A 25,793-nucleotide genomic window follows, 5' to 3' on the forward strand; every position below is an offset into this window, starting at 1 on the left:
AGCTTGTTCTTGATGATTTTTTCTTGTGTTGTCATTGTTTAATCTGATTTGAAGTTACTCGTTTTATCGTAACTGTCAGATTAAGTCGTGACTACTTCACCTAATTTGTCTATTTCTTTAAAGCTTACTTTGTTCTGCATGCTTGTAATTGTATTCCTATTGTTTCTTTTACTATCATCTCACTATAAAGATCGGGGTTAAAACAATGCAAATTTTGCATCGGAATTCCCTTTGGATCTAATGTCTGATTTTGTAAAATTGAATAAAACGACAATTAATGCTTCGCCTAAACGACGCCGAACTATCACTCCAACTTACTTGCATTGAATTGAAGTCTTTCCTGTAATCATCTTACTATAACAAATATCAACTCATAAGACTTTCTTGTCAATTGCACATACTTCTGCAAGTACTTACTATGCTGTTTCTACGCGTATAAGGTAACTGAGAAGGCTTGACCAGAGAAGGACAAGTGTTTTTAGTACTTAAAAACAGGAATGGGGTTTTGCCTTATGTTCAATGCACAGTATTAGGTTATAGCTATTGTAGCTATTTCCCCAATAGTTTTTTTTGAATGAAACCCTGTGCCCTTGGAACGTGCTTTTAAATTTCTTACCTTCAATCACGGCTGTTAACAAATTAGGAGGAACAGAGGTGTTTAAAGCAGCATTGAACAATTGTGTAACCAATTCTATATAGTATAAGCACAAGGATTGTTCATACTCTGGAGTGAAGACTGTTAATTTCAGTACTAATGAATAGGCCGTAGTACTGCTTCCTGATATTTGATAATCTACTGTATTTGACAACCATTTATCTCCTACATAAAATAGGTGGGAGAACGCATTCCAGGTATCGTCAAAAAACGCAGGCTCGTAGAATCCGGTTTGTAAGGGTGGATTTAAAAATTTATTCGCAGCATGGGGTGACCACCCATCGTCAATTGATACAACAGGAGGATTACGTTCTTTCTTCTGCCGTTTTTTAACCTCATATATACTTTCAACTATTGCCTTTTTGGTCTCTGGTGTGATTATTCGCAATTGTCTTTGCCATCGTTCTAAACCTTCTTTATCAAATAGCCAGTGTCTTATTGCTTGCCTTTTAGCATAATTTACAAAATCTTTATCTAACGATGTATACTTCATCGTTGTAAAGTTCACCTCAAACGCCATGTATATAGAAAGAAGATATATAAAGGGTAATAGACTTAACGTCAGTATAGGTGAGAGCAGGAAGCTTTGCAAGGTTGAAGTAGTTAGTAATATATCATAATGAGAAAACGTCATATAAATAGTACGACTAAAGATTAAAGTACCAAAAGCTATCGAAGCTTTTCTAATCAGTGAATAAACTTGTTTATGTTCTTCTTTCTTTTCTGAAAACGCCATTATTCCACCTGTCAGAACAATTGTTGGTACTAGCAATAGTTCATTAATCAAACTAAAAGTATACAGGTCTGTAAGGAACTCGACGATTAATGTTAGTTTGAATATTTGTTTTACCGTTTGGGTGTAGAAGTTCCTATTCTTAGAGTTTTTGTTTATCTGGAAGAGAGTGACAGAAGCTGCAAATAACACCCACTTAATTGTATCCTTTAAAAGGCTGTTATTCCAAAAATTGATATACATCAGGAACATTATAACTGCACCTATATACATCAGCATTAGCGCATATACAACGATTATCTGAGTCGAAAAGAAAGTGTTTATCAATCCGCTATACGATTTACGCATTGATTTAGAAAAGAGTGTTGCAACGAAAGCAATTAGAGACCATACAATGATGGCAATTTCTCTAGTATTGAAGAATTCATCCATTGAGGAATTTTATTCCCTCTCTAGGTTAGGAATGTAGTTGAATGTAGTATTAAAATAGGCTATCGATTGGTTGAAGCTTAGAATTTGGTTGTCTAAAGCTGTTAGCATAGAAGAGATATTTTCTTTTGAAAGCTGATTCATTGATAATAGCTTATTGTACAAATCATCGGTAAGCTCTCTGGACCTCAGATCCTTTAAATATGCAATATACGATTCAAATGTCACTCCTGCAGAGTAATATACGACAGATTGGTTTGAAAATGTATAATTCTCGAGCTGATCAATAAGGTTATTAATTAAGCGTTGTGACAATTTAAAGTGTGCAAGTAAATTTACTTTCATTTCTCTCAATTCAACTCTAGGTATGAAGTGGAACTGATATAGGTAGTAACCGATACCAATCAAAGCGCAAGAACCGCTAATTGCATCCCAATTCATCCTATAAAAATATTAAAATTAAGAGTATTTGAAGTGCATTTATTTTAACAGGATAATATCCCCTCCACACATATACATTCAGTACAGACCTTTAAGCTAATGTTGTTGGCACACAACTTGCAAAAGAAGGGTGAAAACAATCACTTCATTAGAAGGTCTATCATATAACTTGAGTAATCCCTTACCTGGTGCGGTAAGGGATTTTTGCGTTCTGTTGGTATCTATTCTTTAAAAGCATCAGCTTTTAAATGGAATCGATAGAAGTTGCTGAATCAATTTAACTAAAACACCCGTTTTACTCCTTTTACTGCTAATCCACCTTTTTGTCTCATTTTGGGTAAAAGCACCTCTTTTGCTTATTTAAAAGTAAAAATCTACTTTTAAACATGCGTTTCTCAGAAAGAATAGGAAAAAAAGCTATAAAATCAGTAATACAAATTGAATCGATTGATCAACAATTGGAAATTAGGTTATGGAACGTTATTCTCAACAACTTTTTTTCTCAGTTTAGCAAATCGACTTATAATTCGACAACTTCAGAACATTATGAAGTATGCAAGTTTATTTGGATTGAGTATTTTAATAAACGAACTGACCACTTTGCTGGATCTAAAGATTTTTTAGAAAATCTAATGTATTGGTACTTTAATAATTCTGAATGGTTTGAGAAGTACGATTTCATTGAATTTCTTTCTTATTTAGGATCATCTTATAACCTTGACTTTGATAAAGAGTGCAACTCTGCTTTAAAAAGAGAACTTTCTGGTTATAGAATACTTGACCATATTATTGTTCCTATTACTGAACAAGAAGAGCTAGATTCAATTGAAGAAGCTATCACAAATTCCGACAGATACAAATCTGTGTCTACACACTTAAGTTGTTCTTTAGAGTTTCTTTCAGATCGCGATAGTCCTGATTATCGCAACTCTATCAAAGAATCAATATCAGCGGTTGAATCATTATGTAAGATTGTAACAGGTGACGATAAAGCAACGCTAGGAAAGGCACTGGCTGTAATTGAAAAAAAGTATAATATTCACGGATCTCTTAAAACTGCGTTCAATGCTATATATGGTTATGCAAGTGACACAGGTGGAATTCGTCATTCAATGTTAGAAGATGATATAGAAATAACTTTCGAAGATGCAAAATTTATGCTTGTGTCTTGTACCGCATTTATAAATTATTTAAAAGCAAAAATAGAGTTACAATAGAAAGCTTGTCACTGTATTGAAATATATAAAAATTCTACTCCCTCTCTCTGAACCCATCCCTCCCTTATACTGAATAAGCAAGCAAAGTATGTATAGAATCACTTCTAAGCTTTAACCGACTAAGTAAGTACGAAATCAACCCCGGCCATCGTCTCGATTGGAAACAGATTATTACCTGAGACTTTACCTTAAAGAGACGGCTACCCACCTCAAAAACCTCCTTATATCACAACCCATAATTCCTGACATAATCTCTCTATGATTAATGCCTGAATTCCTAAAACTCATTTGCTTTTAAAAAGAAAAGCTGCCATTTCAACCACATTCTTTACAAGCCAACTGCTGTAAGAAGTCTCTTTCAGTATCTCTCTCCAATTCAAATCACATTAAAACTTAATGCAATGACTGTAAAAACACAAGATCAAGACCTGCAACTGGCGCAAGATTTAAAAGTTCGTAACGCTGAGGTTGACAAAGCCTACAGACTTATTACTCAATCAATCAAGACCCTATTATCTCCTTTTGAAAGCATGAAATACAGAACCTACATCAAGATTCAACATGCAAAAAGTGACAGAAACACGAATCTGGTCGAGGAGTTCATTTGCTTCTTTTGGAACATCATTTTAACAACAAATCGAGCGGGTTATCGAATGTTGTACTTCTCCTATGACGAGGAAGCGTTAACCCGATTTGGAGCGAGATTGTACAATAGAGCACTTCGACATTTGTTCAAACACACCTCCTTTGATGCAACCAAGTACAATATTGAAGACTGCGTCCGAATTAACAACCCTACCAACATTCAAAGCTTCTTTATCAATCGTCTTGCTAACGGAATGAATGACTTCATTTCAATTGATGTCCAGGAGAAATTAGACAATTAGCTATGATCCTATTTGAATTCTACAGCTTTATAATACCTAAGATGGTATTGGCTTTTAAGTATCCGGGAGGTATTGAGCAGTTCAAAGAAGACTTACCGAATGATTCTTATAAAGAAGATGAACAATTAGCCTCTGTCCGATTCTTACATATCCTTGAAATGGATGAATTCCTCCAATTTGTTAAAGAGCAAGGTTTACACTACGATAAAGAAGCGAACTACTCCGATGACTTTGCAGTTTACAGCTTCCTTGGCTTCTGGTGGAAAGCAGATTGGTTAGTAGCAGACCTCATTCAATGCTCTCTTAAAGGCTAGTCTTCACCCTATATCTACCTATTTACTTAACAGTTTTAGCTTATAAAGAAATGATGAAAAACCACATTCATGCAGCAAAGTACGCGAAGTACTACCATCAAACAAATGAAACTATCGAGAACTTTTATCATGCTTTACTAAAGTCGGTAAAGAAGATGATCGCAACATTACCGGATGAAGCAGCGAGGACAGTCTTTGAGTTTAACAGGAAGAAAGATGACCCAACTGCACAGATCAGTATGCACGACTTTGTTTCTCCTTCTTTCTACTGGCACTTGGAATGTGACTATCTGGACAAATACCAGATTCACTATGCCTTTTACAACAGTCCATTTAAAAGCCAAATTCTTGAGAAGTTTGATAGACTCTGCTTATCGGACAAGATTAAAGAACGAAAGTTCGATAACTATCGGGAATACTACAATCGGGTAATGAAGTGTCAATCTGCTAAATTAATTTCTATTCTTAAGCCGGATTCTATATGAGAGATACAGGAAATGCTTTAATTTGCATCTTTAATCAAACAGACGAATAGAGTTAGAAAGTAAATTAGAATTACATATTAAGATATAAGCGTTAGCTATCGAGCCTTGTCTTAGAAATCGGGAAATTTCAAACACAACAAGGGCAGATGAGTCAAACGCCTACGCAGTAAGCGTGGGCTGGCTTGTTTGTTGTTGTGTGGGCTTTCCCGAGCCTCTAAGACGCAGATAAGTTTCAGTTCCACGCTTATTGTGTTTATTAACCTGCCTTTGAGGGATTGCAAGGGCGTTAACGCTCAATGAAAAAGAATTTAATCTCGATTCCCCTTTTACTCCTGTTTCTCGTTACAGGTTGCTCAACCGTCAGTAAAGATGGCACTTACCTTATTTACAAAGTTGAAACTGATTCTCCTGGCAACATGGGTGGTGAAAAGTACAACGATAAGATCAGTAAGTTCTTGCAATCTAAACTTCAGGGTAAGAAGTTTCAATTAACCTTCACGGATAAGTTTGCAACAGCAAAAGATGTTGAAGATACAGAGACTTATGTTTTAGCTAAAGAAGAAAGTTCAGACAGTAATACAAGCTCTGATTACTATTCTGCCTCATTTGAAAAGCCTTCACAAGAGAAGTTCCATCTAACCTTATCTGAGTTAGAGGATGATGTACAGCTTAGGGTTGTTTTAACCACTTATACAACGATGGATACGACTGCTGCCATTGATGAACCAGTACGTACAGAAATGTGGGGAGCAGTAGAATGTCACTTAAGTAAGCTACCCAATTAATCCAATTTCACATATCAATTAACAATTTCAATTACAATTATGAAACAAGTTTTCTTAGTATTGCTATCAGCAAGTCTGCTGTTAGGTGCATGTTCAAAATCGAATGATGATGCAAAACCAAATGAATCAACCTCGGTAGAAATCGGAGGATCTTCCTACTCAACTGTTAAAATCGGAACTCAAACCTGGACTAGTGTAAATTACAATGGAGCAGGTGGAAAGAATTACGATGAAGGTGCAAATGACAGTAAGTACGGTAAGCTTTACACTCTTGCTGAAGCAAAAGCAATTGTACTTCCAGCGGGTTGGAGATTGCCAACATGGGAAGATTACAACAAGCTTTTAGAAGCTTCTGGAGCTAACAGTGGAAACTCTCATGGAGTTTATAATGGTTCAGAAGCAATTGCTAAAAAGCTAATGTCGAAATCAGGTTGGGACAATAACATTGGCTCAGATGCTCTTGGTTTTAATGCATTTCCAGCGGGTAATTATCAAGGTGAGTACTCTTCTAAAGGAACAGCAGCAGTATTCTTAACCTCTTCAACTTTTGATGATCTTCAAGAACCAAATTATTCCGGAATACCTGCAAGCTTTGTCATTTATTCAGATCAGGAAGATACTCGTACTGATGAATACGTAACAGGTGCAGACTTTTCAGATTACGTTGTAGAGCAAGGAGATAGAGGTTCAATTCGATTTGTAAAGGATAACTAATTATTTAAAAGCTAACATTGGTAAGGGCACTTTCACTAGTGCCTTTACTTTTATGTTCTTTAATTGTTGTATTTGAAATACAATAAAGTTTCCCCTGTTCTGGATTTCAGGAAATAAAGTTGTATTGGAAATATAATTTCGTGATCTCACAGTCCCTCCTTTAACAAGTTATTAAAAAGCTAACCATTAGTAAGGGTACTGATAGGAGTGCCATGACTATTTAACACATGAAAGATGGTAGATTAAAGGCTATCCTAATTTCTGAAAGTTTATTTTCTTTGTAGGGTATTAATAATGGAAGACTTTATAACATTTGCTCGAAAGCAATTAAAAAAACAGAGAACAGAGCTTTACCCTATTTTTTCTGACTTTACATTCAAAAGCAGTCCAGTTGATGAACAGTTTGTATGGAAACGTTCACCTGCTTATGTAGTTAAAATTGGATATTATAAACCTATTCAGGATCCAAACTCTCGAAGCGAGTACTTGAAATTTATCATTTATGACTCAAGTCGTAACGATATTAACGGATCAAAATTCAAAGAGTACCTTAATGTAACCTATAAAACTTTTAGCGATAGTTCAGGAATAAATTGGAATCAAATTAAATTTATTGTTTCATCTCATAATGGTCAGCAATCCTCTTTTTCTAGAATAGGAAAAATAAGCTCTATCGTAGACGGACTTAAAAGACTTTCTCAAATAGAATTTGAATCTATGAATTTACCTTCCGATTCTGTTTCTACACCGGTTGATACCTCTGCAGTTTCTGTTCAAGAAGAATTGGATAGTCTGAGGATTAAGTATGAATTGCTTGAAAAGGAAAATAAGGAGTTAAAAACGATTATCAGTAGCATTAAACGCTTAGTTAACAAGAGAAAGCCAAAACAATAATTTATTCATCCCAAACGCGCGCCTTCCGCTCTGATTGCGGCTTAGAGAGCGATAAGCCTCGGTTTGGTCTTCTCTTTTGAGGCTTAGGTCAATTTCTGCTTTCTACCTCAATTAGTGCCGCAATCTATCCCAACCGCACAACCCATCAGGAAGAGCGGAATTCCGAAACTAGAATGCTCAGCATAAAGGTTGCCAGATAGCGTTTCGTTTAAAGAGTCTTTCAGACACATTAAACTCCACTTGCTCTGACGCTCTCAGCTTGGACATATTTCTTTAAAAGGCTATGCTCTTAAGCAACCACACAAGAAAATGTCCAGGCTTAACCTCTCGCTTCTGCAATCTGTCATCCTTTTTGCATTAGCAAAGTCGTTTCTCCATGAAAGCTCTCTTTGTCTTATAAATAAATTCACATTCGTATCATTCCTTTATAAGCCAACCGCTTTCCACAATTTTGCTCGCCTGCTGGTCGAACAAGGCTTCACAACTGTCACAACTATTGATTAACCAATCACACTTCCTTTAGCTTCAATAGTTCCGCCAGTTCCTAGTGAAGCATACTAAGCAGTCGCACTTTCAGTGCTTTCCCTGCTTAGACCTTGTTCTCCACTCGCAGGGACGACGAGCGAATGTACTTTTGTTGAAAGTCGGAGAGAAGTATTATCTTTAAAAACCAATAATTACTTATGGCTACTTGTTACATGTGTGATCAGGAAAAAACCTCTGTCGATCATGCACCACCAAAAGGATTTTTCCCAAATGGACTAAGAGATCAACTCATTACGGTACCTGCTTGTCAATTGCATAATGAAGACAGTTCTTCTGATGATGAATATACTAGGAATATTATCACTATGTTGATTACAAACAATCAAACTGCTATAGATCACTTCTTCAAAAGACGTTAAAATCCATAAAGAGGAACAAAAGAGAATCCTCTAAAATTATAAACAGTTTGAAGAATGTAAATTATAAAAACACGATCTCTTCTGCAATTCAAATTGATAGACCCAGATTTGACCGGACAATACGTAAAATCGCATATGCCCTATTCTATTATGAATTCAATATTAAATGGAACAAGCTATTAGCAGTAACTACAGACCAACTTAAAACTGAGAACATGGAAGATGACCATCTTGGTTTAATTTTTAAAGAGTTAAGGGGAGACTTGGATAAATTAAAATTAAAGGGAAGTAATCCTTTGGTATTTCAATATACATTCATTGACTTTGGTAATGAACCTACTAACAAAGCAATATTTATGATTTTTTATCAAGGCTTCCCGATATTAGTAATTCCTGACAAATCCAGTACGTATTCTTCTTTTGATTAACAATGATGATTTCTAATTCTTTTGAACTTCTTTGTCAAGCTTTTAGAATTCAAATAGAAAGTACTTATAAGCTGAATTATCTAAGAGATGATCCCGGTGAAGCTATAGGGAACATTGAAACTAGTTTTAATTCTATATTAAACTCTTTCCATCATCTTTTTGACGCGATCAGGAAAGAAGATAAAGCTTTTAATTATGATATAATACCTGAATTGGCTTTGATTGCCACTTTAAGAAATGCGAGGCATCATAATATAGCAAACGGTATAAGAGGAATATACAATTATCACTTTAGAGCTCACAATGCGGTTGATATTAAAGATTCCTACTTATTGATTGACTTTGTTGCAGGTGAAGAAGGTGCAGATACGATAGAATATTTCGTCAGCTGGGGTGATCTTTATTTAATGCTTGGAATGCATAAAAAAGAATCTTGGCTGAAGACTGAGACTATAGGTATAATTAATGATTATCTTAACAATGAAGATATAATTAAAGAGGCTAAACGGTTAGGATACGAACATACCCACATATTTATAAATGCTATTCCTCTTATTCTTAACGCAGGCATAAAGTTATATCCTTTTATAACAGGCAAGAACGAGCCATTGTTAACAATTGAAAGTAAGCATTTTGACTTTCATTTTCGAGAGGTTAAACCCTCAATTATAGACAAGCATCTCTATACCGAACTAAAAGACTTTTATATACCAGTTGATTGACTTCCATATAATGAAAAATTCTAGTGACGTACTCTAATGACAAAGACTTGCTTCCAAAAGAAGGTTTAACATACTTTATTAACTTATCAGACCATCTGGTATGTGTTAACTTTATCCGAACCAATGGCTTAGTAAGCCCTTCTTTATATCATATGATTACTTATAAGGAAGAATACCCGCTATATAATAGCGATTTAAAGAAGTTAGTAACAGATTTAGAATATGAACCAATTGGTTTCGCTAGTCCTAGATTAGCTATATTAAAATATTCTAAAGTTGCTAATAACGGTTATAAACTTGCTCAAGGCGAGGAAGTGCCTGTAAAATGGTTGCCTGATAATGTAGTAAATCGTTACCATAAGATTGCACAATTGGAAGTAGAGTTTGAGCGAATACGACGGTTAATCGCTCCCAATGCTGCAAGTAGATTGTCAGCGATCTTTTTAGCTGCGGATAATCTTGATGGTAGATTAATGCTGCAAAATATGTTTAATTCCTTTACAAGCTTCTTAATAGCTCCAATAGAAGTCAAGTATATTCATAGAATACACAAAGCAGATTCAAAATGGATCGCACATTATGAACAGAGTCCTAGTGAGCAGTTGATTTTAAGCTACTGGCTAGGGGCACCGTCAGATAATGAACCGCAATATGAGTATTTGATTGAAGGAATCGTTCAGTTAAAAAACCTAGAAGACAGGGAGCATATTAAGAGTGAAACATCTAAAATTCATCCTTGGATAGTAATATGAACTCAAAGTTTAGACGACTTGCGATAAACACTATTTCAGTTATCGCACTAGCATTATCAGTTTATATCCTAGTAAATGCAAATATTAATAAGGACAGTAGTACAATGGCAGCTTCGCTTGCTGTTATCACCGCTGTAATTTCGACATGGAGTTCTCAAAAGATTATTTGGAAACAAGAGGATGAACTAGAACCTGACTTAATTGTCGGCTTTGACTTAGATAGTAGAAGTGGCCTTATTCAATTGTTAATCATGAATAAAGGTGGTGGAAATGCGTATGATGTATCCATCGAATGGATTAAACCTTTAATCGGTTTTAATAATAAAATTATAAACTTCAATCTTATTCATACCTTTTTAAAAGGAGAAACATATCGAGTTATTGTTGCAGGTTCTGTTAAGACATTCGAAGAGGCCAAAAGCTTAAATCAAGAGTTAATCTTCACAGGTAAAGTAAAATATAAGATCGGTAAACGTTCTAAATCACATAGGACATCTTATTTCGAAATTAGTTTGGAGCCATATAGAAACAAGGCGAGACCGTACAGTGATGAGCAGGAGTATTATCTAAGAAATGCTGGACTGACAAAAGCTCTAGGGGAAATTCAAGAATCTATTAATAATTTAACCAATGTACTTAAGCAGAAAAAGGAAGAACAATAAATGATTATTAAGGTTATTCTGAGCTTTAAGTCTAAAGCTTCCTCTTATCAATAACTCCTTTAAATACCTTTATAGCAATTTATAATTATGAAATCTGAACGTCGGCCAGTATTATTAACGGTTTATAACCTCGTAGCACCAATTGAACAAGCCTTGGCAAGATTAGAGGAGATTCGTCAACATAAGTCTGAGATAGAGGAAAAGATTTTGCTTGAAGGCTTGTTCGTTCTTGCAGTCTCAACATTTGAAATTGCTTTAATAGATACGTTGAAATTTCTCCTAAGTCATGTACCTCAAAAACTTGATACAAAGGCTGAATCAATCTCTAAAGAGGACTTAATAGAAGGTAATGCTCTGGACAGAGCAATTGAAATCAGGTTACAGCAAGTTTCTTACAAAGGGCTTAAGGAGATTATCGATTACTTTGTTAAGATTACCTCAATTCAAAACCAAAATATCTTCAAGCATTTTGAACATTTACAAGAGATTAAAGCTACCCGAAACCTTCTAATTCACAATAATTTGATTGTTAATAGAGTGTATGAGGAGACAGCTGGCCCACTACAAAGAGAGCAAGATTGTTTTAGACGGTTGTATATTGATCAGCACTACTTGTTCTATTCAATCCTAAACCTTCGTGAAACCCTTGAAGAAATAAAGAACAGTTTGATTGATAAATATAAAACCTATACATATATAAATGCTCTAAAAAATCTGTGGAGCTTCATCTTTACATCACCAGTGATGGTTTTTGAAAACGAGTGGATAATTGATCTTGAAAAAGATATTGTTATTGAACGTAATGAGACATTGAGCAAGAGAGAATGTTTATCATCAAGTGAGCAAATGATGTATGATATCTGGTATGCTCACTTATATGGCTCAGGCCTTAACTTTGATCAGTTTAATTTCTATAAGCTAGCAGGAAGTAACAGAGATAAAGCAGCATACTTGCTTACGATAGTAGATATTTTTAAAGATAGCAAAAATAGAATGAGAGGAGTTATCATTAATCATTAAACAAAGGTAGGCTAAGAGCTGCTGAAGCGTCAAAAAGACTACGGCATAAACTCCGCAATCTGACCCTCACATGTCCATTTATTCCGTTTCCTTTTGGACTTGATTGCTCTTAGCCTGGGAGAGTACCATATTAATTCAAACTATTATGGTACAAAATCAAATTGAAGTTGCTGAAGTGCAACTAGTTTACAAATCAAAAGTTAAAGCTTCTGAAAGACCTAAAATCACAGGATCAAAAGACGCATTTTTAGTGGTTAAGGAGCACTGGAATTTAGGAACGTTAGACTTAGTAGAACAGTTTAAAGTAATGCTCCTGAACCGAGCTAATGCAGTTTTAGGACTTATTGAAATTAGTACAGGAGGCATGAGTGGGACAATAGCAGATCCAAAAATCATCTTTTGTTCAGCTATCAAAGCTGCTGCATCTGGAATTATCTTAGTACATAATCATCCATCTGGAAATCTAAAGCCAAGTGAAGCAGACAGACAATTGACAAGGAAGTTGAAGGCTGGAGGAGAACTATTAGATATATCGGTACTGGATCACTTGATAATTACTTCTGAAAGCTATTATAGTTTTGCTGATGAGGGATTGTTGTAAGAAAAAGTGCGTCACTAAATGCGTCAGCAGTTGCCTCAAATAAACTTAATTTTTGCTAAGCCCTAATACTTTACTAAATTAGTAACTAAAACATATTGTTAAACCAGCACAGTCGGTTTTAAGATAAAAAAAGGCTATTGAGCACCTATAAAACAAAAAAGCTCCAGATTTCTCTGAAGCTTTGCGGTGGTACCAGCTGGAATCGAACCAGCGACACAAGGATTTTCAGTCCTTTGCTCTACCAACTGAGCTATGGTACCGCCTTCCGATTGGTATCGGAATTGGGTCTGCAAATGTAGCTTCTTTTTTCATTTATGAAAACATTTTTACAAAAAATTTCTCTTCTCTTTAAGATTGTAATCGTTGCAAATAACTTACATTCGCCTGTATTCCTGCTAATCTGTTGATAATAAATATGCTTGCACAAATACTCTTCCTTATAATTCTGATTGCTGCAATTGTCTTCTTCACTTATAATGTCCGAAAAATTATCCGGAATATAAACCTCGGGCTCCCGACTAACCGTTCTGACCGGCCTGCAGAACGATGGTTAATTATGCTAAAGGTTGCTTTCGGTCAAACTAAGATGATGGCAAGACCAATTCCGGCTATTATGCACTTTTTAATTTATGCCGGTTTTATTATAATAAATATTGAAGTCCTTGAAATTATTATTGACGGCCTATCAGGAAGCCACCGGATATTTGCTCACCCTTTGAGGCAATTTTACAACTTCCTGATCGCAGCATTTGAATGGCTGGCTATAGCGGTACTAGCTGCCTGTATTGTATTTTTAGCAAGAAGAAATATTCTGAAATTAAAACGCTTTTATGCCCGTGAAATCACTAATTGGCCCCGCAGTGACGCAAACATCATTCTTATAACCGAAATTCTGTTAATGGCTGCATTTCTTACCATGAATGCAGCTGATTATAAGCTGCAGCAATCTGCCTATTATATAAAAGCAGGCACATTTCCGGTAAGCGCCTTTATGAGCATATTTCTTCCTGATAATCCAAATACCCTGATCTTGATGGAGCGTTTTTGCTGGTGGTTCCATATAATCGGCATTTTAGCATTTTTAAACTATCTTCCATACTCAAAACATTTCCATATTTTGATAGCCTTCCCTAACACCTACTATTCAAAACTGCAGCCCAAGGCAGAATTTAATAATATGCCATCGGTTACCAATGAAGTTAAAGCAATGCTTGATCCTTCTTTTATACCCGAACCTGCAACTTTTCAAAAATTTGGCGCCAAAGATGTTACTGATCTTACCTGGAAAAACTTAATGGAAGCTTATACCTGTACAGAATGCGGCAGATGTACCTCCGAATGTCCGGCAAACATAACAGGAAAGCTGCTCTCTCCCCGCAAAATAATGATGGATACCCGTGACAGATTAAATGAAGTTGGAAAAAACATTGATAAACACGGAAAAGAATTTTCTGACGGAAAGAGTTTACTCGATGATTATATTTTAAGAGAAGAAATATGGGCCTGTACTTCCTGCATGGCTTGTTTAAAAGCCTGTCCGGTTAACATTGATCCACTTTCAATCATTATAGAATTAAGAAGATATATCATTATGGAAGAATCGAAAGGGCCAGGCAGTTTAAACAACATGTTCGGAAACATAGAAAACAATGGAGCACCCTGGAAATATTCTCCAATGGAGAGATTCAACTGGGCTAATAACGCATAAAAGTATTCAAATAACAATAAGAGCTTAAATTTAAATGGCCGATATAAATTTAAAAATCCCAACAATGGCTGAAATGACTGCCAACGGAGAAAAACCCGAAATTTTATTCTGGGTTGGCTGTGCCGGTAGTTTTGACGAACGGGCTCAGAGGATTACCAGGGATATTTGTAAAATCTTGAATTACGTTGGGATAAAATTTGCAGTGCTGGGTACAGAAGAAAGCTGCACGGGCGATCCTGCAAAACGTGCAGGCAATGAATTTTTATTCCAGATGCAGGCAATATCCAATATCCAGGTACTGGACACCTATAATATTAAAAAAATAGTAACAGGCTGCCCGCATTGTTTCAATACATTAAAAAACGAATACCCCTCTTTAGGAGGAAACTATGAAGTAATTCATCACTCTCAATTAATTCAGAATCTGATTGACGAAGGAAAATTAAAAGCAGAGCGGGGAGAAAGCTTTAAAGGAAAGAAAATTACGTTCCACGATCCATGTTATTTAGGCCGTGGCAATAAAGTGTATGAAGCGCCAAGACGGGCACTGGAAATTCTGGATGCAGATCTGGTTGAAATGAAACGTTGCAAAGCGAACGGCTTATGCTGTGGTGCCGGTGGAGCGCAGATGTTTAAAGAGCCGGAACCTGGCAATAAAGATATAAACACCGAACGGATTGAAGATGCAAAAGAGATTAAAGCCGAGATAGTTGCATCTGCCTGCCCTTTTTGCATGACAATGCTTAGTGATGGAGTAAAACACCAGGAGCAAGAAACCGATATACGTGTTTTAGATATTGCAGAAATTACTGTTAAAGCAAACGGAATTTAATATTATTTCAGTTGTGTCCTGATCTCTAAAAAATCCTTCTGCAACAAATTAAGCTGTTCAACTTGAATATTTTTCAATGCGACTTTAATGCAGCTACTCATTGAATCCACGTTTCCTTGCGGATCGTTGTATGTTTGAATGATGATATCATCACCCGTTGTACGGATAGCAAGTTCACCACTTTCCTCAGTTCCCGAGTAATTAAGATCTTCAAACTTGTCAAAACGAAAAGAGAAATATTCCTGTTTCCCGTTAGGAAAATATTTCTTTAACCTGAAAAATCCGTTTTCAATTTTCAGGTCCCATTTTCTAAGTTGGATCTTACCCTGCGCCGGATTAAAGCACTTCACCAGGTACTGTTCTGCATCTTTACCCGAATCTGTTATAAAAGCCGAAACAGAAGAATCATACACACTAAAAACAACTGCAAGAGTTAGGCCTGATAACAACTTTTTTTTACAAAAGGGCAACATGATATCGCTGTAGAAATTTACAAGCAAATTAATAAAATCCTAAATTTGAATATGAATATTTCTGAAAATTCCCGTGTTTGGATTTATCAATCAGACAGAGCATTAACCGCTTTAGAAGAAGAAAAAATAGCACAGATTTTAACAAGCTTTACCGATGAATGGCAGGCGCACGGACAACAACTGGCAGCGACATTTGAAATAAGATATCACCGATTTATTATATTAATAGTAGATGAGAACAATGCAGGAGCGAGCGGCTGCTCAATAGACTCTTCAGTAAAATTGATAAAGAAAATTGAAAAGGAATTTAACCTTAACCTCTTTGATCGTTTCAATATTGCTTACAAAACAGAAGGTGCAGTAAAATCATGCCCTCGAGAGGAATTTGAAACCTTAATCAGTAGCGGTATTGTAACGGAAAACACCATTGTATTTAATAACCTTGTACAAACCTTTGCAGATTTAAACAGCAAATGGGAAATTCCTTTTAAGGATAGCTGGCATGCATCCTTATTTGGAAAGTTGCTGCCTTCATAAGTATGAATTTTCAGCATCGCAATATCATCCGGATTTGAAAAAGCTTTTATAGATTAAAACTTCAATTTCCCAACGCTCTTCATATTTCTTCTGATAAGATAGGCCTTTCTTGAAACAAAAGGGCTTGGTTTTACCGGCGACCATCGTAACGGACTTGGCAGAATGGCTATCAAAAGAGACGCCTGCCTTTTAGTTAATGCCGATGAACTTTTATGATAATAAAAACGGCTTGCGGCTTCTGCACCGTAAATTCCGTCGCCCATTTCAGCTACGTTTAAATAGACTTCCAGAATTCGTTCTTTACTCCAGAAAATTTCTATTAAAGCAGTAAAGTAAGCTTCGAAACCTTTTCTCAACCAGGAGCGGCCTGGCCACAGAAACACATTTTTTGCCACCTGCTGGCTTATGGTGCTGCCGCCTCGTTTTCGGGTACCTTGTTTATTTTTTTTGTAGGCTGTTTTAATTGCTTTTAAATCGAAACCCCAGTGGTGTAAAAAATTAGCATCTTCACCGGCTACTGCCGCTAATTTCAAATTAGAGGATAGCTCATCAAAATCCTTCCATTCCTTTTCCAGTTTCCAATCTTTTCCGGCAAACTTCCTTTCAAAGCCTCGTTCAATCATGAGCCAGGTAACAGGCGGATTAACGAATCTGTAAACAAACACCCAAAAAACAGTAAAAGCTAAAAATCCATAAATAACTTTTAATATAGTCCTTACTATTCCGCTTCGTTTTTTCTTTTTGGAAGGCTTCTTTTTAAGCATCGACAAAAATAAAAAAGGCGCCCAAACGAGCGCCTTCTTTTTATTTATATTTTACGTTTATTCAGCTACCACTTCAAACGGAACCTGAACTTTTACCTCTTTATGTAAGTTCAAATTTGCAACATATTCGCCAACAAATTTAGGTTCAGTTTCAAAAGTAATACGACGACGATCTACCTCAAAGCCTTGTTTCTTTAAAGCGTCTGCAACCTGAATTGTGTTTACAGAACCAAAGATCTTTCCGCTTTCACCTGCTTTTGCTCCTATTGTAAGTTTAACACCTTCAAGTCGGGTAGCAATTGCTTCAGCGTCTTTCTTAATTTTCTCTTGTTTAAACTGAGCTTGTTTAAGATTTTCAGCCAATACCTTTCTTGCAGACTCGGTTGCTAAAGTTGCAAATCCTTTAGGGATAAGGTAATTACGACCGTATCCGGGCTTTACATTTACGATATCGTCTTTTTCGCCAAGATTCTTAATGTCTTGTTTTAAAATAATTTCCATAACGCTTACCTCCTATTTTAATGAATCTGCTACGTAAGGTAATAAACCGATGTGGCGGGCACGTTTAACAGCCTGAGCTACTTTACGCTGAAACTTTAATGAAGTACCAGTTAAACGGCGTGGTAATACTTTACCCTGATCGTTGATAAACTTCAACAAAAAGTTAGCATCTTTATAATCGATGTATTTGATACCGTTCTTTTTGAAACGGCAATATTTTTTACGGTTATCCTCCACCTTTGGAGCAGTAACGTATTGAATCTGATCTTTTGCCATTATCCAGCTACCTCCTCAGTTTGTTGTTTTTTCTGGTTGAAAGCACCGCTGCGTTTTTTCTCGTTGTAAGCAACTGCATGCTTGTCAAGAGATACAGTTAAGAAACGCATTACACGCTCATCACGTCTGTATTCAACCTCCAGTTTGTTAATTAATTCACCCGGAGCCTTAAATTCAGTTAGGTGATAGTATCCTGTAGTTTTCTTCTCAATAGGATACGCTAATTTCTTCAAACCCCAATTATCCTCCTGGATAATCTCGGCTCCGTTATCACGAATAATTTTTGTGAATTTGGCAATAACCTCTTTCGCAGCTTCGTCTGATAACAACGGGGTAAGAATGATTGTAGTTTCGTACTGTTGCATTGTTATTTCTTTTATCCCAAATTTTGGGACTGCAAAGATAGGTGAAATACTTTAATTGTCAAATGGTTGATGAATGAAAGTTGCGAGTTGAATGTTATAAGTTATAGATATTATTAGAAAACGTGCATCCAATTTTCAAAAACCTGATAGTCCCGCTTTACGCTCATACTGCTCAGGCCTTAAGCACAAGGCAGGTATCCGCTGCAATCGGGTTTATTTATGAAAGTCTATGCAGAGAAAAATGAAGCCAGGAAATAACTTGCGTTTTAAATTGAAGCTTTTTAATTTCTTTCCTTAAAAACTTCATCCAAAATTAATACGAAGCCGGGCAATACAGGCGTAGTTACCTGATCTCCTATTGTGAGCAAACGTGAGGGTATAAATTTACCTTCCGCATTAAGTGTATACTTCATAAAAGTTTTTTCTTCAGGATGAATAATCCAGTATTCCTTAACCAACGCTTCCTCGTAAGCCTCATATTTATTTTTAAGTTCCTTTTTATTATTTCCACGGGAAAGAATTTCAACTACAATATCCGGAGCGCCTAAGCAGCCACGTTCATCTATTTTTTCCGGATCGCATATTACACAGATATCAGGTTGAACTACCGTGCAAATTTCCTTATCGTTCTCTGATTTTCGGGGTAAACGAACATCAAAAGGAGCTGAAAAGACTTCGCACCGTTTTCCATTTAGGTAATTAAATATCTTGTTTACCAAGTATACGGAAATACGTTGGTGATAAGACCCGGGGGCCGGGCTCATTTTAAATATTTTACCTTTTATAAGCTCAATCCGCTCATCAAAATGCCATTTTAAATAATCGGCATACGAATACGTTTTGTTTATGTCCAGATCAGATAATTGCATTTTAAGTCTTTTCTCAAAAATAGTTATTTATGCTGATTTAATATAAACTCCAATCTCCGTTATCAAATCTCATATCTTCTTTTTATTTTTAACCCCGTGGATAATTTCATTGTTTCAGCAAGAAAGTACAGACCAGTTACGTTTGAAAGTGTTGTAGGGCAGCGTCATATTACAGGAACGCTGAAAAATGCAATAAAAAACAATCAGCTTGCACAGGCATTTTTATTCTGCGGGCCGCGTGGCGTTGGTAAAACTACCTGTGCCCGGATTCTGGCAAAAACCATTAACTGCCAAAATCTCACACCAGAAATTGAAGCCTGCGGAACTTGCGATTCATGCCGTTCTTTTCAAAACGGCAATTCATTTAACTTTCATGAATTAGATGCCGCATCCAACAATTCTGTTGATGATATCCGCAGTTTAATTGAACAGGTTCGCATTCCTCCTCAAACAGGAAAATATAAAGTATATATTATTGATGAGGTGCACATGCTTTCGCAGGCGGCTTTCAACGCTTTCTTAAAGACACTGGAAGAACCGCCTTCGTATGCCATCTTCATTCTTGCAACAACCGAAAAGCATAAAATACTACCCACTATTCTTTCCCGCTGCCAGATATTTGATTTCAATCGTATTCGTGTAGAGGATATGGCAGGTCATCTGGCATCTATTGCTAACAAAGAAAACGTTGCGTATGACAATGACGGTTTACACTTGATAGCTCAAAAAGCGGATGGTGGACTACGTGATGCCTTGTCGATGTTTGATCAGATTGTCAGCTTTTCGAACCGTAATGTAACTTATAAAGCCGTAATTGACAATCTTAACATTCTGGATTATGACTATTATTTTCGGATTACAGATGCTTTATTGCAGGAGAATACTTCTGAGGCCTTAGTTATTTTTGATGATATCCTTGCAAATGGCTTTGACGGAAACCATTTTATTACCGGTTTAGCTTCTCATTTGCGTAATTTATTGGTTGGTAAAGATTCTGCTACTTTAAAATTACTTGAGGTAAGCGAAGGAATAAGAGAAAAGTACTTACAGCAGGCCCAGACTTCGTCGGTATCCTTTTTATTGTCCGCTTTAAATATCGCAAATCAGTGCGATTTAAATTACAAGAACAGCAAAAACCAGCGATTACAGGTAGAGCTGGCTCTGATGAAAATGTGCCATATTGCTTCCGCATTTAACTTATCCGATTCTGCATTGGCAAACGGAGAAGTAAAAAAAAAAGCTGATACAGTAATTCCTTCTATAAAGACAGCAGAAAAACAACCCGTACCGTCTGCAAAAAAACCGGAAACACCGGAGCCCGTAGCTCGGGAAAAAGTTACAGAATATATTAAAGAACCGATTGTTATTCCCGCACTTTCAGAACCGGCTGTGAAATCTGTCGAGAAACCAAAAGTTCAGCTAAAGACCGGGTTAAACAGTTCTTCATCACTTATTCCTAACCTGAACGATCTGGAAAAACCGAAGGAGAATCGGGAAGAAGATAAACCGGATTTTATTAAAGGTGAAAGCAAGGAGCCGTTTACACCCGAAGAATTTATAAAAACCTGGAACGATTTTGCTGCAAAAGCTAAACAAGCCGGAAAACTCAACTTGTTTACACTTATGACTTCTAATCCCCCACGAATTTTGGAAGACTTTCAGATAGGTGTTGCGATAGAAAATAAAATACAGGAAAACCTGCTTAGTATTGAAAAGATTGATCTTTTAAACTACATACGGGTGGAGTTAAAAAACTTTTCCATTGATCTTGTCCCCACACAGGCCGAACAAACAGCAAAAAAACTACTATACACCTCAACCGAGAAATACCAGCATATGGTTGAAAAAAACCCCAAACTGGAAGAGTTCAGACGAAAGTTTAACCTGGAACTGGAAATGTAGACCGTAAACTGAATTGTAAAAAGTAGCTTATTCAGCTTCTATTTCATTGGCTGGTCAGCGTCATTTTTCGGATACCCTTCTTCGTCCAGGTCGTCCCGCTCGTCTTCAGGAGTTTGAGCTAAACTTTCATCAATTGGGTCAACCTCTACAATTGAGCCATCGTCAATATGCATTCCTAAATCGTCCAGATCGGTTTCTAACGATGCATCTTTACTGTATTCATCCAATGCTGCAGCGTTTGCCTCGTCGTATGTAGAATTATAATCTTCTCCGTTTTTTGCCGCGGTATCATACGGATCTGGATGAAAATAATCACCGTCCTTGCTCTCTACATCCAATTCATAACTATTTTCCTCTTCATTAAAAGAAAGGTCATCTTTATCTATTTCCGCACCAAGCTCATCTTTCAGTACTTTATCTCTGTCCAGATTTTCGTCATTAAATCCGGGATAGAACTTATTTTTTGGATCCATAAAACTCAATTTTCTTCTTATAAAAGATAAATAGACTGATAAATGTTTTCAAAAGCTTTTCATATTTCTTTAAACATAATTGGTCGTTACAAAATTTATATCTTTGGCGCCAAAGGTAATTAAATAATAAAAACCACATATGTCAGTACAAAAAATCAAAGTAGCCAATCCGGTAGTAGAGCTGGATGGTGACGAAATGACCCGTATCATCTGGAAGTTTATTAAGGATAAATTGATAATTCCATACCTGGATTTGGATATTAAATATTTTGACTTGGGTATTGAGTATAGAGATGAAACCAACGATCAGGTTACTATAGATGCGGCAAACGCTATTAAACAATACGGTGTAGGTATTAAATGCGCCACTATTACTCCCGATGAGGCACGTGTAGAAGAATTTAAGCTGAAACAAATGTGGAAATCGCCAAACGGAACTATCCGGAATATTCTGGACGGCACTGTTTTCCGCGAACCGATTGTAATGAGCAATGTTCCCCGCCTGGTTCCAAACTGGACTGCGCCGATCTGTATTGGCCGTCATGCATTTGGCGATCAGTATCGGGCAACAGATTTTGTAACTAAAGGAAAAGGTAAACTGACTATTACTTTTACCCCCGAAGATGGAGGTGAAACACAATCATACGAAGTATATAATTTCAAAGGCGATGGAGTTGCTCTTGCAATGTACAATACAGATGAATCTATCCGGGGCTTTGCTCATGCTTGTTTTAACCAGGCTTTGATGAAAAAGTGGCCTTTATATTTATCTACAAAAAACACGATCCTCAAAAAATACGATGGCCGTTTTAAAGACATTTTCCAGGAAATTTACGAACAGGAATATAAAGCCGAGTTCGAAAAGAACGGTTTAACTTATGAGCACCGTTTAATTGATGATATGGTTGCTTCAGCTTTAAAATGGAATGGAAATTTTGTTTGGGCATGTAAAAACTACGACGGAGATGTTCAATCGGATACAGTTGCACAAGGTTTCGGATCTTTAGGGTTGATGACTTCAACACTGGTTACTCCTGATGGAAAAACAATGGAGGCTGAAGCGGCTCACGGTACTGTAACCCGTCACTACCGCGAACATCAGAAAGGAAATCCAACTTCAACAAATCCTATTGCATCTATTTTTGCCTGGACAAGAGGCTTGGAATTCCGTGGAAAATTAGACAACAACCAGGAACTGATCAATTTCTGCCATACACTTGAACAAGTTTGTATTGAAGTGGTTGAAAGCGGAAAAATGACTAAAGACCTTGCCATTTCTATAAAACCAAAAGTAGAGCACGGTACAGACTATTTGTATACAGAAGAATTTCTGGATGCCATTGATCAGGCACTACAAGCAAAACTTGCTAAATAATTAAATAAAAAACCTGCCCCAAGCAGGTTTTTTTATTTATAAAAGCCCGGAAACATTTTGAGCTTATTCTGATTTAATTATTTATGAATTCTTCTTCAAAAGTTTGGCTTATAACCGGTGTATCCGGCGGACTGGGAAGGGCTCTTGCTAAAGAAGCAGCAGAAGCAGGAGATATTGTAATAGGAACTCTTCGGAAACCTGACCAGGCAGAACAATTTGAAAACCTCGTTCCAGGCAAAACATTCGCCATTCAATTGGATGTTAACCATCACAACCAAATTCCTGATACCATAGAAACAATAACTGCAAAATTTGGTCGAATTGATATTCTGGTAAATAATGCAGGCTACGGCTTATTTGGGGCTATTGAGGAAGTAAGTATGGAAGAAGCCAGGAAGCAAATGGAAACAAATTTCTTTAGTGCACTGGCATTAACGCAAGCTGCTCTTCCTGTAATGCGGCAACAAAAAGGCGGGCATATCGTACAAATTTCATCAATGGCCGGAATAAAATCCAATCCAGGCATGGGTTTATACAATGCAAGCAAATTTGCCATGGAAGGATTTAGCGAAGCTCTTTTTTATGAAGGAGCTCCTCTCAATATAAAAGTAACAATAGTGGAGCCGGGGCCTTTCTTTACCGACTGGGCAGGAACTTCTTCTGCGAGGGCAGAAAAAGTTATAGAAGATTATGCCGATACTGCAGGAACAAGAATAGAAACTGTACAAGGTTATAGCGGCAATCAACCCGGCGACCCGGCAAAAGCAGCAAAAGTGATCATTGCTGCTGTTAACAGCGAAAATCCGCCTTTGCGATTGCCTTTGGGAAAAACTGCCCTGGGCGCTGTTAAAGAAAAGCTTAACATGGTTGAACAGGATTGCAAACAATGGGAAGAGCAATCCCTAAACACTGATTTTTAAATACAGAATTGCAAAAATTCCGCGTCAATATTGAGTAATATTAAAAGTATCATTCTGTATAAAAGCTCAATTTTGAATAAATTCGAACCCTTTCAGTAAAATTGTTTTTTGTAAGCGTTCGTGAGGTGTTATTTTATTGCTCTTATTGCCTGTTTCGGGTTTCTGTCTGATGCGTTTGCACAGCAAACCGTTGTTATAAATGACTCGCTAGACCAGCACATCTTTTCTTATGGAGAGATTCAGATTTTTGAGGATTCTACCAGCAAAATCCCTTTTAGCCAAATCAGCAGTAAAAGATTCGAGCAGCATTTCAGGCCAAGCAGGTCAAGTACTCCCCAGGCAAAGAACTTTAACTCCACCTACTGGTACCGCATAAAAATAAGAGGCGGCAAAAACCTGAAGAAAGAATATATTCTTGAATTTTTTGACCAAACGATTGATGAACTTACCGCCTATTTGCCTCAAGGAAATGGCAAGTATACTGTAAAGGCATTGGGAGATAATTACAGGTTTAATCAGCGACAGCTGCATCATAAAAACTTTGAACTAACGCTGGATAAAACCCGCAATAAAGACCATGTATATTATTTCAAGGTTAAATCACGCCAGATAGCAGATATTATTATAGTACTTCGTTCGGTTGATTGGTTCGTCCATTATGCCCTTGATGAGTATTTCTCCTTTGGAATTTTTTATGGGATGATCCTCGTGTTCAGCTTTTACAATCTACTGATGTTTTTTGCAATACGCCAGCGCCAGTATCTGGACTTTGTATTGTATGTTTTAGCGGTAGGCCTGTATCAAATGTCAGCAGATGGCATTGCCTACCAGTACTTGTGGCCGAATGATCCGGAATGGAATCAATATGCTTATGGAATTGCATTGTATTTTGTAAGCATCTTTTCACTGCTGTTTACCCGTGATCTTTTGCATGTTAAAGCAAAAGCACCCGCTCTTTATAAGCTGATAAACGGCCTTATTGGATTAAGAACCATTATATTCCTGTTCAGCTTGCTGTACAAAGAGTGGTTAAATTATAAGTTTCTTGAATTTGTTCCACTTTTAGCTTCTTTTATTACTGGCATTTACATATTCAGAAAAGGCTACCGGCCCGCTCGTTTTTTTGTGCTCGGATACGGTTTGCTGTTTTTAGGATTTACTATCAAGCTTTTAATTGTACTTACCAATGGCTGGCTGAACTTTGGGGTAATAAGCTATTACAGTTTAAGTTTTTGCTTTATTCTCGAAATGGTATTACTCTCTTTCGCTATAGGCGATAAAGTTCGGATACTGAAGGTACAAAAAGATAAAGCCCAGCAAAGAACCATCCGCGAAATGAAAGAAAATTCGCGGCTTAAAGATATTCTGAACAAAGAGCTGGAAAGCCAGGTTTCAGAGCGAACAAAAGAAGTTATTGAAAAATCAACAATTATTGAGCAGCAGAATGAAGAATTGAAGGAGGTGAATAAACTCCTGCAACAACAGGCAGAAGAGATTTCAAGAATGAATGTTTTACTGGAACAGGATAACATCGAACTTCAAAGCAATATTGAAAATGTTACGCGTGCCCGTATCATGTCTGCTGATGTGGATTTTACAGAATTCAGCAAAATTTATCCCGATCAGGAGGCCTGTTTTGAGTTTCTGGCCGATTTAAAGTGGAAGAGAGGTTACACCTGCCGGAAATGTGGCAATTCACATCATTATAACGGGCATCTACCTCATAGCAAAAGATGCAGCAAATGCGGCTATGAAGAGTCTGTTACAGCCAATACCATTTTCCAGAATACACGAATTCCTATTAACAAAGCATTTTACATGATATTCCTGATCTACTCCACAAAAGGAAAAATATCATCGCACAAGCTTGGCGAAATTCTGGATATCCGGCAAAGCACCTGCTGGACTTACAGCTCAAAAGTTAAAAAAATAATGGACGAGCGTAAAAAAGATCTTAAAAATGCCGGAAATCAGGGCTGGAGCAAACTTGTCTTAGACTAAAAAAGCTGCTATTTCTTAGAAAAACTGCCCGGTAATTAAGCGTATCAATTCCATTCTGCTGGCACTGTTGACAAAGGCTATTCTGATTTGATTTACAGCCTTTTATCGTGTTCAACTATTATGGTTCTAAAGCGTATCATTATCAGTATAACT

Annotated in this window: 29 protein-coding genes and 1 tRNA gene; 20 read left to right on the plus strand and 10 right to left on the minus strand. The window is 36.7% G+C overall.

Annotated elements, in window-relative coordinates:
* Positions 1-485: 485 nt before the first annotated feature.
* Together ACLCDL_RS11570 and ACLCDL_RS11575 are read right to left on the minus strand one after the other, a co-directional pair.
* The gene (locus ACLCDL_RS11570; RefSeq protein WP_423148461.1) at positions 486-1,820 is read right to left on the minus strand and encodes a hypothetical protein; all 1,335 of its coding nucleotides are present in this window, start codon (positions 1,818-1,820) and stop codon (positions 486-488) included.
* 9 nt (positions 1,821-1,829) lie between these two features.
* Positions 1,830-2,162: a hypothetical protein gene (locus ACLCDL_RS11575; protein ID WP_423148462.1), complete on the minus strand. Its 333-nt coding sequence runs from the start codon at positions 2,160-2,162 to the stop codon at positions 1,830-1,832.
* A 482-nt stretch (positions 2,163-2,644) separates the two neighbouring features.
* Here ACLCDL_RS11575 and ACLCDL_RS11580 point away from each other — a divergent pair, with 482 nt between their 5' ends.
* The 13 genes from ACLCDL_RS11580 (at position 2,645) to ACLCDL_RS11640 (ending at position 12,644) form a co-directional block, all read left to right on the plus strand.
* Positions 2,645-3,475 (plus strand): AbiJ-NTD4 domain-containing protein, encoded by an 831-nt coding sequence (locus ACLCDL_RS11580; protein ID WP_423148463.1) that lies wholly within the window; start codon positions 2,645-2,647, stop codon positions 3,473-3,475.
* 401 nt (positions 3,476-3,876) lie between these two features.
* Complete coding sequence (locus ACLCDL_RS11585; RefSeq protein ID WP_423148464.1) at positions 3,877-4,362, plus strand: hypothetical protein; 486 nt, start codon at positions 3,877-3,879, stop codon at positions 4,360-4,362.
* 2 nt (positions 4,363-4,364) lie between these two features.
* A complete protein-coding gene (locus ACLCDL_RS11590) occupies positions 4,365-4,676 on the plus strand; it encodes a hypothetical protein (RefSeq protein ID WP_423148465.1) in 312 nt (103 codons plus the stop codon).
* A gap of 50 nt (positions 4,677-4,726) precedes the next feature.
* Positions 4,727-5,161, plus strand: coding sequence for a hypothetical protein (locus tag ACLCDL_RS11595; protein ID WP_423148466.1), 435 nt, complete (start codon positions 4,727-4,729; stop codon positions 5,159-5,161).
* A gap of 296 nt (positions 5,162-5,457) precedes the next feature.
* Positions 5,458-5,946, plus strand: coding sequence for a hypothetical protein (locus ACLCDL_RS11600; protein WP_423148467.1), 489 nt, complete (start codon positions 5,458-5,460; stop codon positions 5,944-5,946).
* 39 nt (positions 5,947-5,985) lie between these two features.
* On the plus strand, positions 5,986-6,660 hold the full coding sequence (locus tag ACLCDL_RS11605) for an FISUMP domain-containing protein (protein ID WP_423148468.1): 675 nt from the start codon (positions 5,986-5,988) through the stop codon (positions 6,658-6,660).
* Positions 6,661-6,954: 294 nt separating this feature from the next.
* Entirely contained in the window at positions 6,955-7,554 is a 600-nt protein-coding gene (locus ACLCDL_RS11610; RefSeq protein WP_423148469.1) for a coiled-coil domain-containing protein, read from the plus strand.
* 1,120 nt (positions 7,555-8,674) lie between these two features.
* The gene (locus ACLCDL_RS11615; protein ID WP_423148470.1) at positions 8,675-8,887 is read left to right on the plus strand and encodes a hypothetical protein; all 213 of its coding nucleotides are present in this window, start codon (positions 8,675-8,677) and stop codon (positions 8,885-8,887) included.
* Positions 8,888-8,889: 2 nt separating this feature from the next.
* Entirely contained in the window at positions 8,890-9,609 is a 720-nt protein-coding gene (locus ACLCDL_RS11620; RefSeq protein ID WP_423148471.1) for a hypothetical protein, read from the plus strand.
* 23 nt (positions 9,610-9,632) lie between these two features.
* Entirely contained in the window at positions 9,633-10,361 is a 729-nt protein-coding gene (locus ACLCDL_RS11625; RefSeq protein ID WP_423148472.1) for a hypothetical protein, read from the plus strand.
* Positions 10,358-11,023, plus strand: a complete 666-nt coding sequence (locus ACLCDL_RS11630) for a hypothetical protein (RefSeq protein WP_423148473.1) — start codon at positions 10,358-10,360, stop codon at positions 11,021-11,023. Before ACLCDL_RS11625 ends, ACLCDL_RS11630 begins: the two co-directional genes overlap by 4 nt.
* A gap of 87 nt (positions 11,024-11,110) precedes the next feature.
* Entirely contained in the window at positions 11,111-12,043 is a 933-nt protein-coding gene (locus ACLCDL_RS11635; RefSeq protein ID WP_423148474.1) for a hypothetical protein, read from the plus strand.
* 145 nt (positions 12,044-12,188) lie between these two features.
* The gene (locus tag ACLCDL_RS11640; RefSeq protein WP_423148475.1) at positions 12,189-12,644 is read left to right on the plus strand and encodes a JAB domain-containing protein; all 456 of its coding nucleotides are present in this window, start codon (positions 12,189-12,191) and stop codon (positions 12,642-12,644) included.
* A 187-nt stretch (positions 12,645-12,831) separates the two neighbouring features.
* Here ACLCDL_RS11640 and ACLCDL_RS11645 read toward each other — a convergent pair.
* Positions 12,832-12,904, minus strand: a tRNA-Phe gene (locus ACLCDL_RS11645).
* A 155-nt stretch (positions 12,905-13,059) separates the two neighbouring features.
* Between ACLCDL_RS11645 and ACLCDL_RS11650 the strand changes: the two genes are divergently transcribed.
* The gene (locus ACLCDL_RS11650) at positions 13,060-14,352 is read left to right on the plus strand and encodes a 4Fe-4S dicluster domain-containing protein (protein ID WP_423148476.1); all 1,293 of its coding nucleotides are present in this window, start codon (positions 13,060-13,062) and stop codon (positions 14,350-14,352) included.
* 34 nt (positions 14,353-14,386) lie between these two features.
* A complete protein-coding gene (locus ACLCDL_RS11655; protein ID WP_423148477.1) occupies positions 14,387-15,184 on the plus strand; it encodes a (Fe-S)-binding protein in 798 nt (265 codons plus the stop codon).
* A 2-nt stretch (positions 15,185-15,186) separates the two neighbouring features.
* Here ACLCDL_RS11655 and ACLCDL_RS11660 read toward each other — a convergent pair whose 3' ends face one another.
* Positions 15,187-15,633 (minus strand): hypothetical protein, encoded by a 447-nt coding sequence (locus ACLCDL_RS11660; protein WP_423148478.1) that lies wholly within the window; start codon positions 15,631-15,633, stop codon positions 15,187-15,189.
* Between the two features lie 75 nt (positions 15,634-15,708).
* On the opposite strand from ACLCDL_RS11660, the gene ACLCDL_RS11665 reads away from it, so the two are divergent.
* Positions 15,709-16,194, plus strand: a complete 486-nt coding sequence (locus ACLCDL_RS11665) for an ABC transporter ATPase (RefSeq protein ID WP_423148479.1) — start codon at positions 15,709-15,711, stop codon at positions 16,192-16,194.
* 53 nt (positions 16,195-16,247) lie between these two features.
* Here ACLCDL_RS11665 and mtgA read toward each other — a convergent pair whose 3' ends face one another.
* The 5 genes from mtgA to ACLCDL_RS11690 form a co-directional block, all read right to left on the minus strand.
* Positions 16,248-16,958, minus strand: a complete 711-nt coding sequence (gene mtgA / locus ACLCDL_RS11670; RefSeq protein ID WP_423148480.1) for a monofunctional biosynthetic peptidoglycan transglycosylase — start codon at positions 16,956-16,958, stop codon at positions 16,248-16,250.
* Between the two features lie 57 nt (positions 16,959-17,015).
* Complete coding sequence (gene rplI / locus ACLCDL_RS11675; RefSeq protein WP_423148481.1) at positions 17,016-17,459, minus strand: 50S ribosomal protein L9; 444 nt, start codon at positions 17,457-17,459, stop codon at positions 17,016-17,018.
* Positions 17,460-17,471: 12 nt separating this feature from the next.
* Positions 17,472-17,735, minus strand: a complete 264-nt coding sequence (gene rpsR / locus ACLCDL_RS11680; protein WP_423148482.1) for a 30S ribosomal protein S18 — start codon at positions 17,733-17,735, stop codon at positions 17,472-17,474.
* Positions 17,735-18,100: a 30S ribosomal protein S6 gene (gene rpsF, locus ACLCDL_RS11685; RefSeq protein ID WP_423148483.1), complete on the minus strand. Its 366-nt coding sequence runs from the start codon at positions 18,098-18,100 to the stop codon at positions 17,735-17,737. The genes rpsR and rpsF overlap by 1 nt, the downstream gene beginning before the upstream one ends.
* Positions 18,101-18,381: 281 nt before the next feature.
* Positions 18,382-18,969 (minus strand): Uma2 family endonuclease, encoded by a 588-nt coding sequence (locus ACLCDL_RS11690; protein ID WP_423148484.1) that lies wholly within the window; start codon positions 18,967-18,969, stop codon positions 18,382-18,384.
* A 96-nt stretch (positions 18,970-19,065) separates the two neighbouring features.
* On the opposite strand from ACLCDL_RS11690, the gene ACLCDL_RS11695 reads away from it, so the two are divergent.
* Complete coding sequence (locus ACLCDL_RS11695) at positions 19,066-20,871, plus strand: DNA polymerase III subunit gamma/tau (protein WP_423148485.1); 1,806 nt, start codon at positions 19,066-19,068, stop codon at positions 20,869-20,871.
* A gap of 38 nt (positions 20,872-20,909) precedes the next feature.
* On the opposite strand, the gene ACLCDL_RS11700 is transcribed toward ACLCDL_RS11695, so the two are convergent.
* Positions 20,910-21,344, minus strand: coding sequence for a hypothetical protein (locus tag ACLCDL_RS11700; protein ID WP_423148486.1), 435 nt, complete (start codon positions 21,342-21,344; stop codon positions 20,910-20,912).
* Positions 21,345-21,483: 139 nt separating this feature from the next.
* Between ACLCDL_RS11700 and ACLCDL_RS11705 the strand changes: the two genes are divergently transcribed.
* The 3 genes from ACLCDL_RS11705 to ACLCDL_RS11715 all read left to right on the plus strand — a co-directional run bounded on the left by ACLCDL_RS11705 (position 21,484) and on the right by ACLCDL_RS11715 (position 25,640).
* The gene (locus tag ACLCDL_RS11705; protein ID WP_423148487.1) at positions 21,484-22,719 is read left to right on the plus strand and encodes an NADP-dependent isocitrate dehydrogenase; all 1,236 of its coding nucleotides are present in this window, start codon (positions 21,484-21,486) and stop codon (positions 22,717-22,719) included.
* Positions 22,720-22,802: 83 nt separating this feature from the next.
* Positions 22,803-23,639, plus strand: a complete 837-nt coding sequence (locus ACLCDL_RS11710; RefSeq protein WP_423148488.1) for an oxidoreductase — start codon at positions 22,803-22,805, stop codon at positions 23,637-23,639.
* Positions 23,640-23,759: 120 nt separating this feature from the next.
* Positions 23,760-25,640 (plus strand): 7TM diverse intracellular signaling domain-containing protein, encoded by a 1,881-nt coding sequence (locus ACLCDL_RS11715; RefSeq protein ID WP_423148489.1) that lies wholly within the window; start codon positions 23,760-23,762, stop codon positions 25,638-25,640.
* The last annotated feature ends 153 nt before the right edge of the window (positions 25,641-25,793 follow it).

The sequence above is a fragment of the Rubrilithobacter danxiaensis genome (genome assembly GCF_047272945.1).
GTDB lineage: Bacteria > Bacteroidota > Bacteroidia > Sphingobacteriales > Sphingobacteriaceae > Rubrolithibacter > Rubrolithibacter danxiaensis.

Bases quoted from the DNA above. Each gene is read 5' to 3' on its own strand.
- ACLCDL_RS11570 (WP_423148461.1), bottom strand. From the start codon at position 1,820: ATGGATGAATTCTTCAATACTAGAGAAATTGCCATCATTGTATGGTCT.
- ACLCDL_RS11575 (WP_423148462.1), bottom strand. From the start codon at position 2,162: ATGAAAGTAAATTTACTTGCACACTTTAAATTGTCACAACGCTTAATT.
- ACLCDL_RS11580 (WP_423148463.1), top strand. From the start codon at position 2,645: ATGCGTTTCTCAGAAAGAATAGGAAAAAAAGCTATAAAATCAGTAATA.
- ACLCDL_RS11585 (WP_423148464.1), top strand. From the start codon at position 3,877: ATGACTGTAAAAACACAAGATCAAGACCTGCAACTGGCGCAAGATTTA.
- ACLCDL_RS11590 (WP_423148465.1), top strand. From the start codon at position 4,365: ATGATCCTATTTGAATTCTACAGCTTTATAATACCTAAGATGGTATTG.
- ACLCDL_RS11595 (WP_423148466.1), top strand. From the start codon at position 4,727: ATGATGAAAAACCACATTCATGCAGCAAAGTACGCGAAGTACTACCAT.
- ACLCDL_RS11600 (WP_423148467.1), top strand. From the start codon at position 5,458: ATGAAAAAGAATTTAATCTCGATTCCCCTTTTACTCCTGTTTCTCGTT.
- ACLCDL_RS11605 (WP_423148468.1), top strand. From the start codon at position 5,986: ATGAAACAAGTTTTCTTAGTATTGCTATCAGCAAGTCTGCTGTTAGGT.
- ACLCDL_RS11610 (WP_423148469.1), top strand. From the start codon at position 6,955: ATGGAAGACTTTATAACATTTGCTCGAAAGCAATTAAAAAAACAGAGA.
- ACLCDL_RS11615 (WP_423148470.1), top strand. From the start codon at position 8,675: ATGGAAGATGACCATCTTGGTTTAATTTTTAAAGAGTTAAGGGGAGAC.
- ACLCDL_RS11620 (WP_423148471.1), top strand. From the start codon at position 8,890: ATGATGATTTCTAATTCTTTTGAACTTCTTTGTCAAGCTTTTAGAATT.
- ACLCDL_RS11630 (WP_423148473.1), top strand. From the start codon at position 10,358: ATGAACTCAAAGTTTAGACGACTTGCGATAAACACTATTTCAGTTATC.
- ACLCDL_RS11635 (WP_423148474.1), top strand. From the start codon at position 11,111: ATGAAATCTGAACGTCGGCCAGTATTATTAACGGTTTATAACCTCGTA.
- ACLCDL_RS11640 (WP_423148475.1), top strand. From the start codon at position 12,189: ATGGTACAAAATCAAATTGAAGTTGCTGAAGTGCAACTAGTTTACAAA.
- ACLCDL_RS11650 (WP_423148476.1), top strand. From the start codon at position 13,060: ATGCTTGCACAAATACTCTTCCTTATAATTCTGATTGCTGCAATTGTC.
- ACLCDL_RS11655 (WP_423148477.1), top strand. From the start codon at position 14,387: ATGGCCGATATAAATTTAAAAATCCCAACAATGGCTGAAATGACTGCC.
- ACLCDL_RS11665 (WP_423148479.1), top strand. From the start codon at position 15,709: ATGAATATTTCTGAAAATTCCCGTGTTTGGATTTATCAATCAGACAGA.
- mtgA (WP_423148480.1), bottom strand. From the start codon at position 16,958: ATGCTTAAAAAGAAGCCTTCCAAAAAGAAAAAACGAAGCGGAATAGTA.
- rplI (WP_423148481.1), bottom strand. From the start codon at position 17,459: ATGGAAATTATTTTAAAACAAGACATTAAGAATCTTGGCGAAAAAGAC.
- rpsR (WP_423148482.1), bottom strand. From the start codon at position 17,735: ATGGCAAAAGATCAGATTCAATACGTTACTGCTCCAAAGGTGGAGGAT.
- rpsF (WP_423148483.1), bottom strand. From the start codon at position 18,100: ATGCAACAGTACGAAACTACAATCATTCTTACCCCGTTGTTATCAGAC.
- ACLCDL_RS11690 (WP_423148484.1), bottom strand. From the start codon at position 18,969: ATGCAATTATCTGATCTGGACATAAACAAAACGTATTCGTATGCCGAT.
- ACLCDL_RS11700 (WP_423148486.1), bottom strand. From the start codon at position 21,344: ATGGATCCAAAAAATAAGTTCTATCCCGGATTTAATGACGAAAATCTG.
- ACLCDL_RS11705 (WP_423148487.1), top strand. From the start codon at position 21,484: ATGTCAGTACAAAAAATCAAAGTAGCCAATCCGGTAGTAGAGCTGGAT.
- ACLCDL_RS11710 (WP_423148488.1), top strand. From the start codon at position 22,803: ATGAATTCTTCTTCAAAAGTTTGGCTTATAACCGGTGTATCCGGCGGA.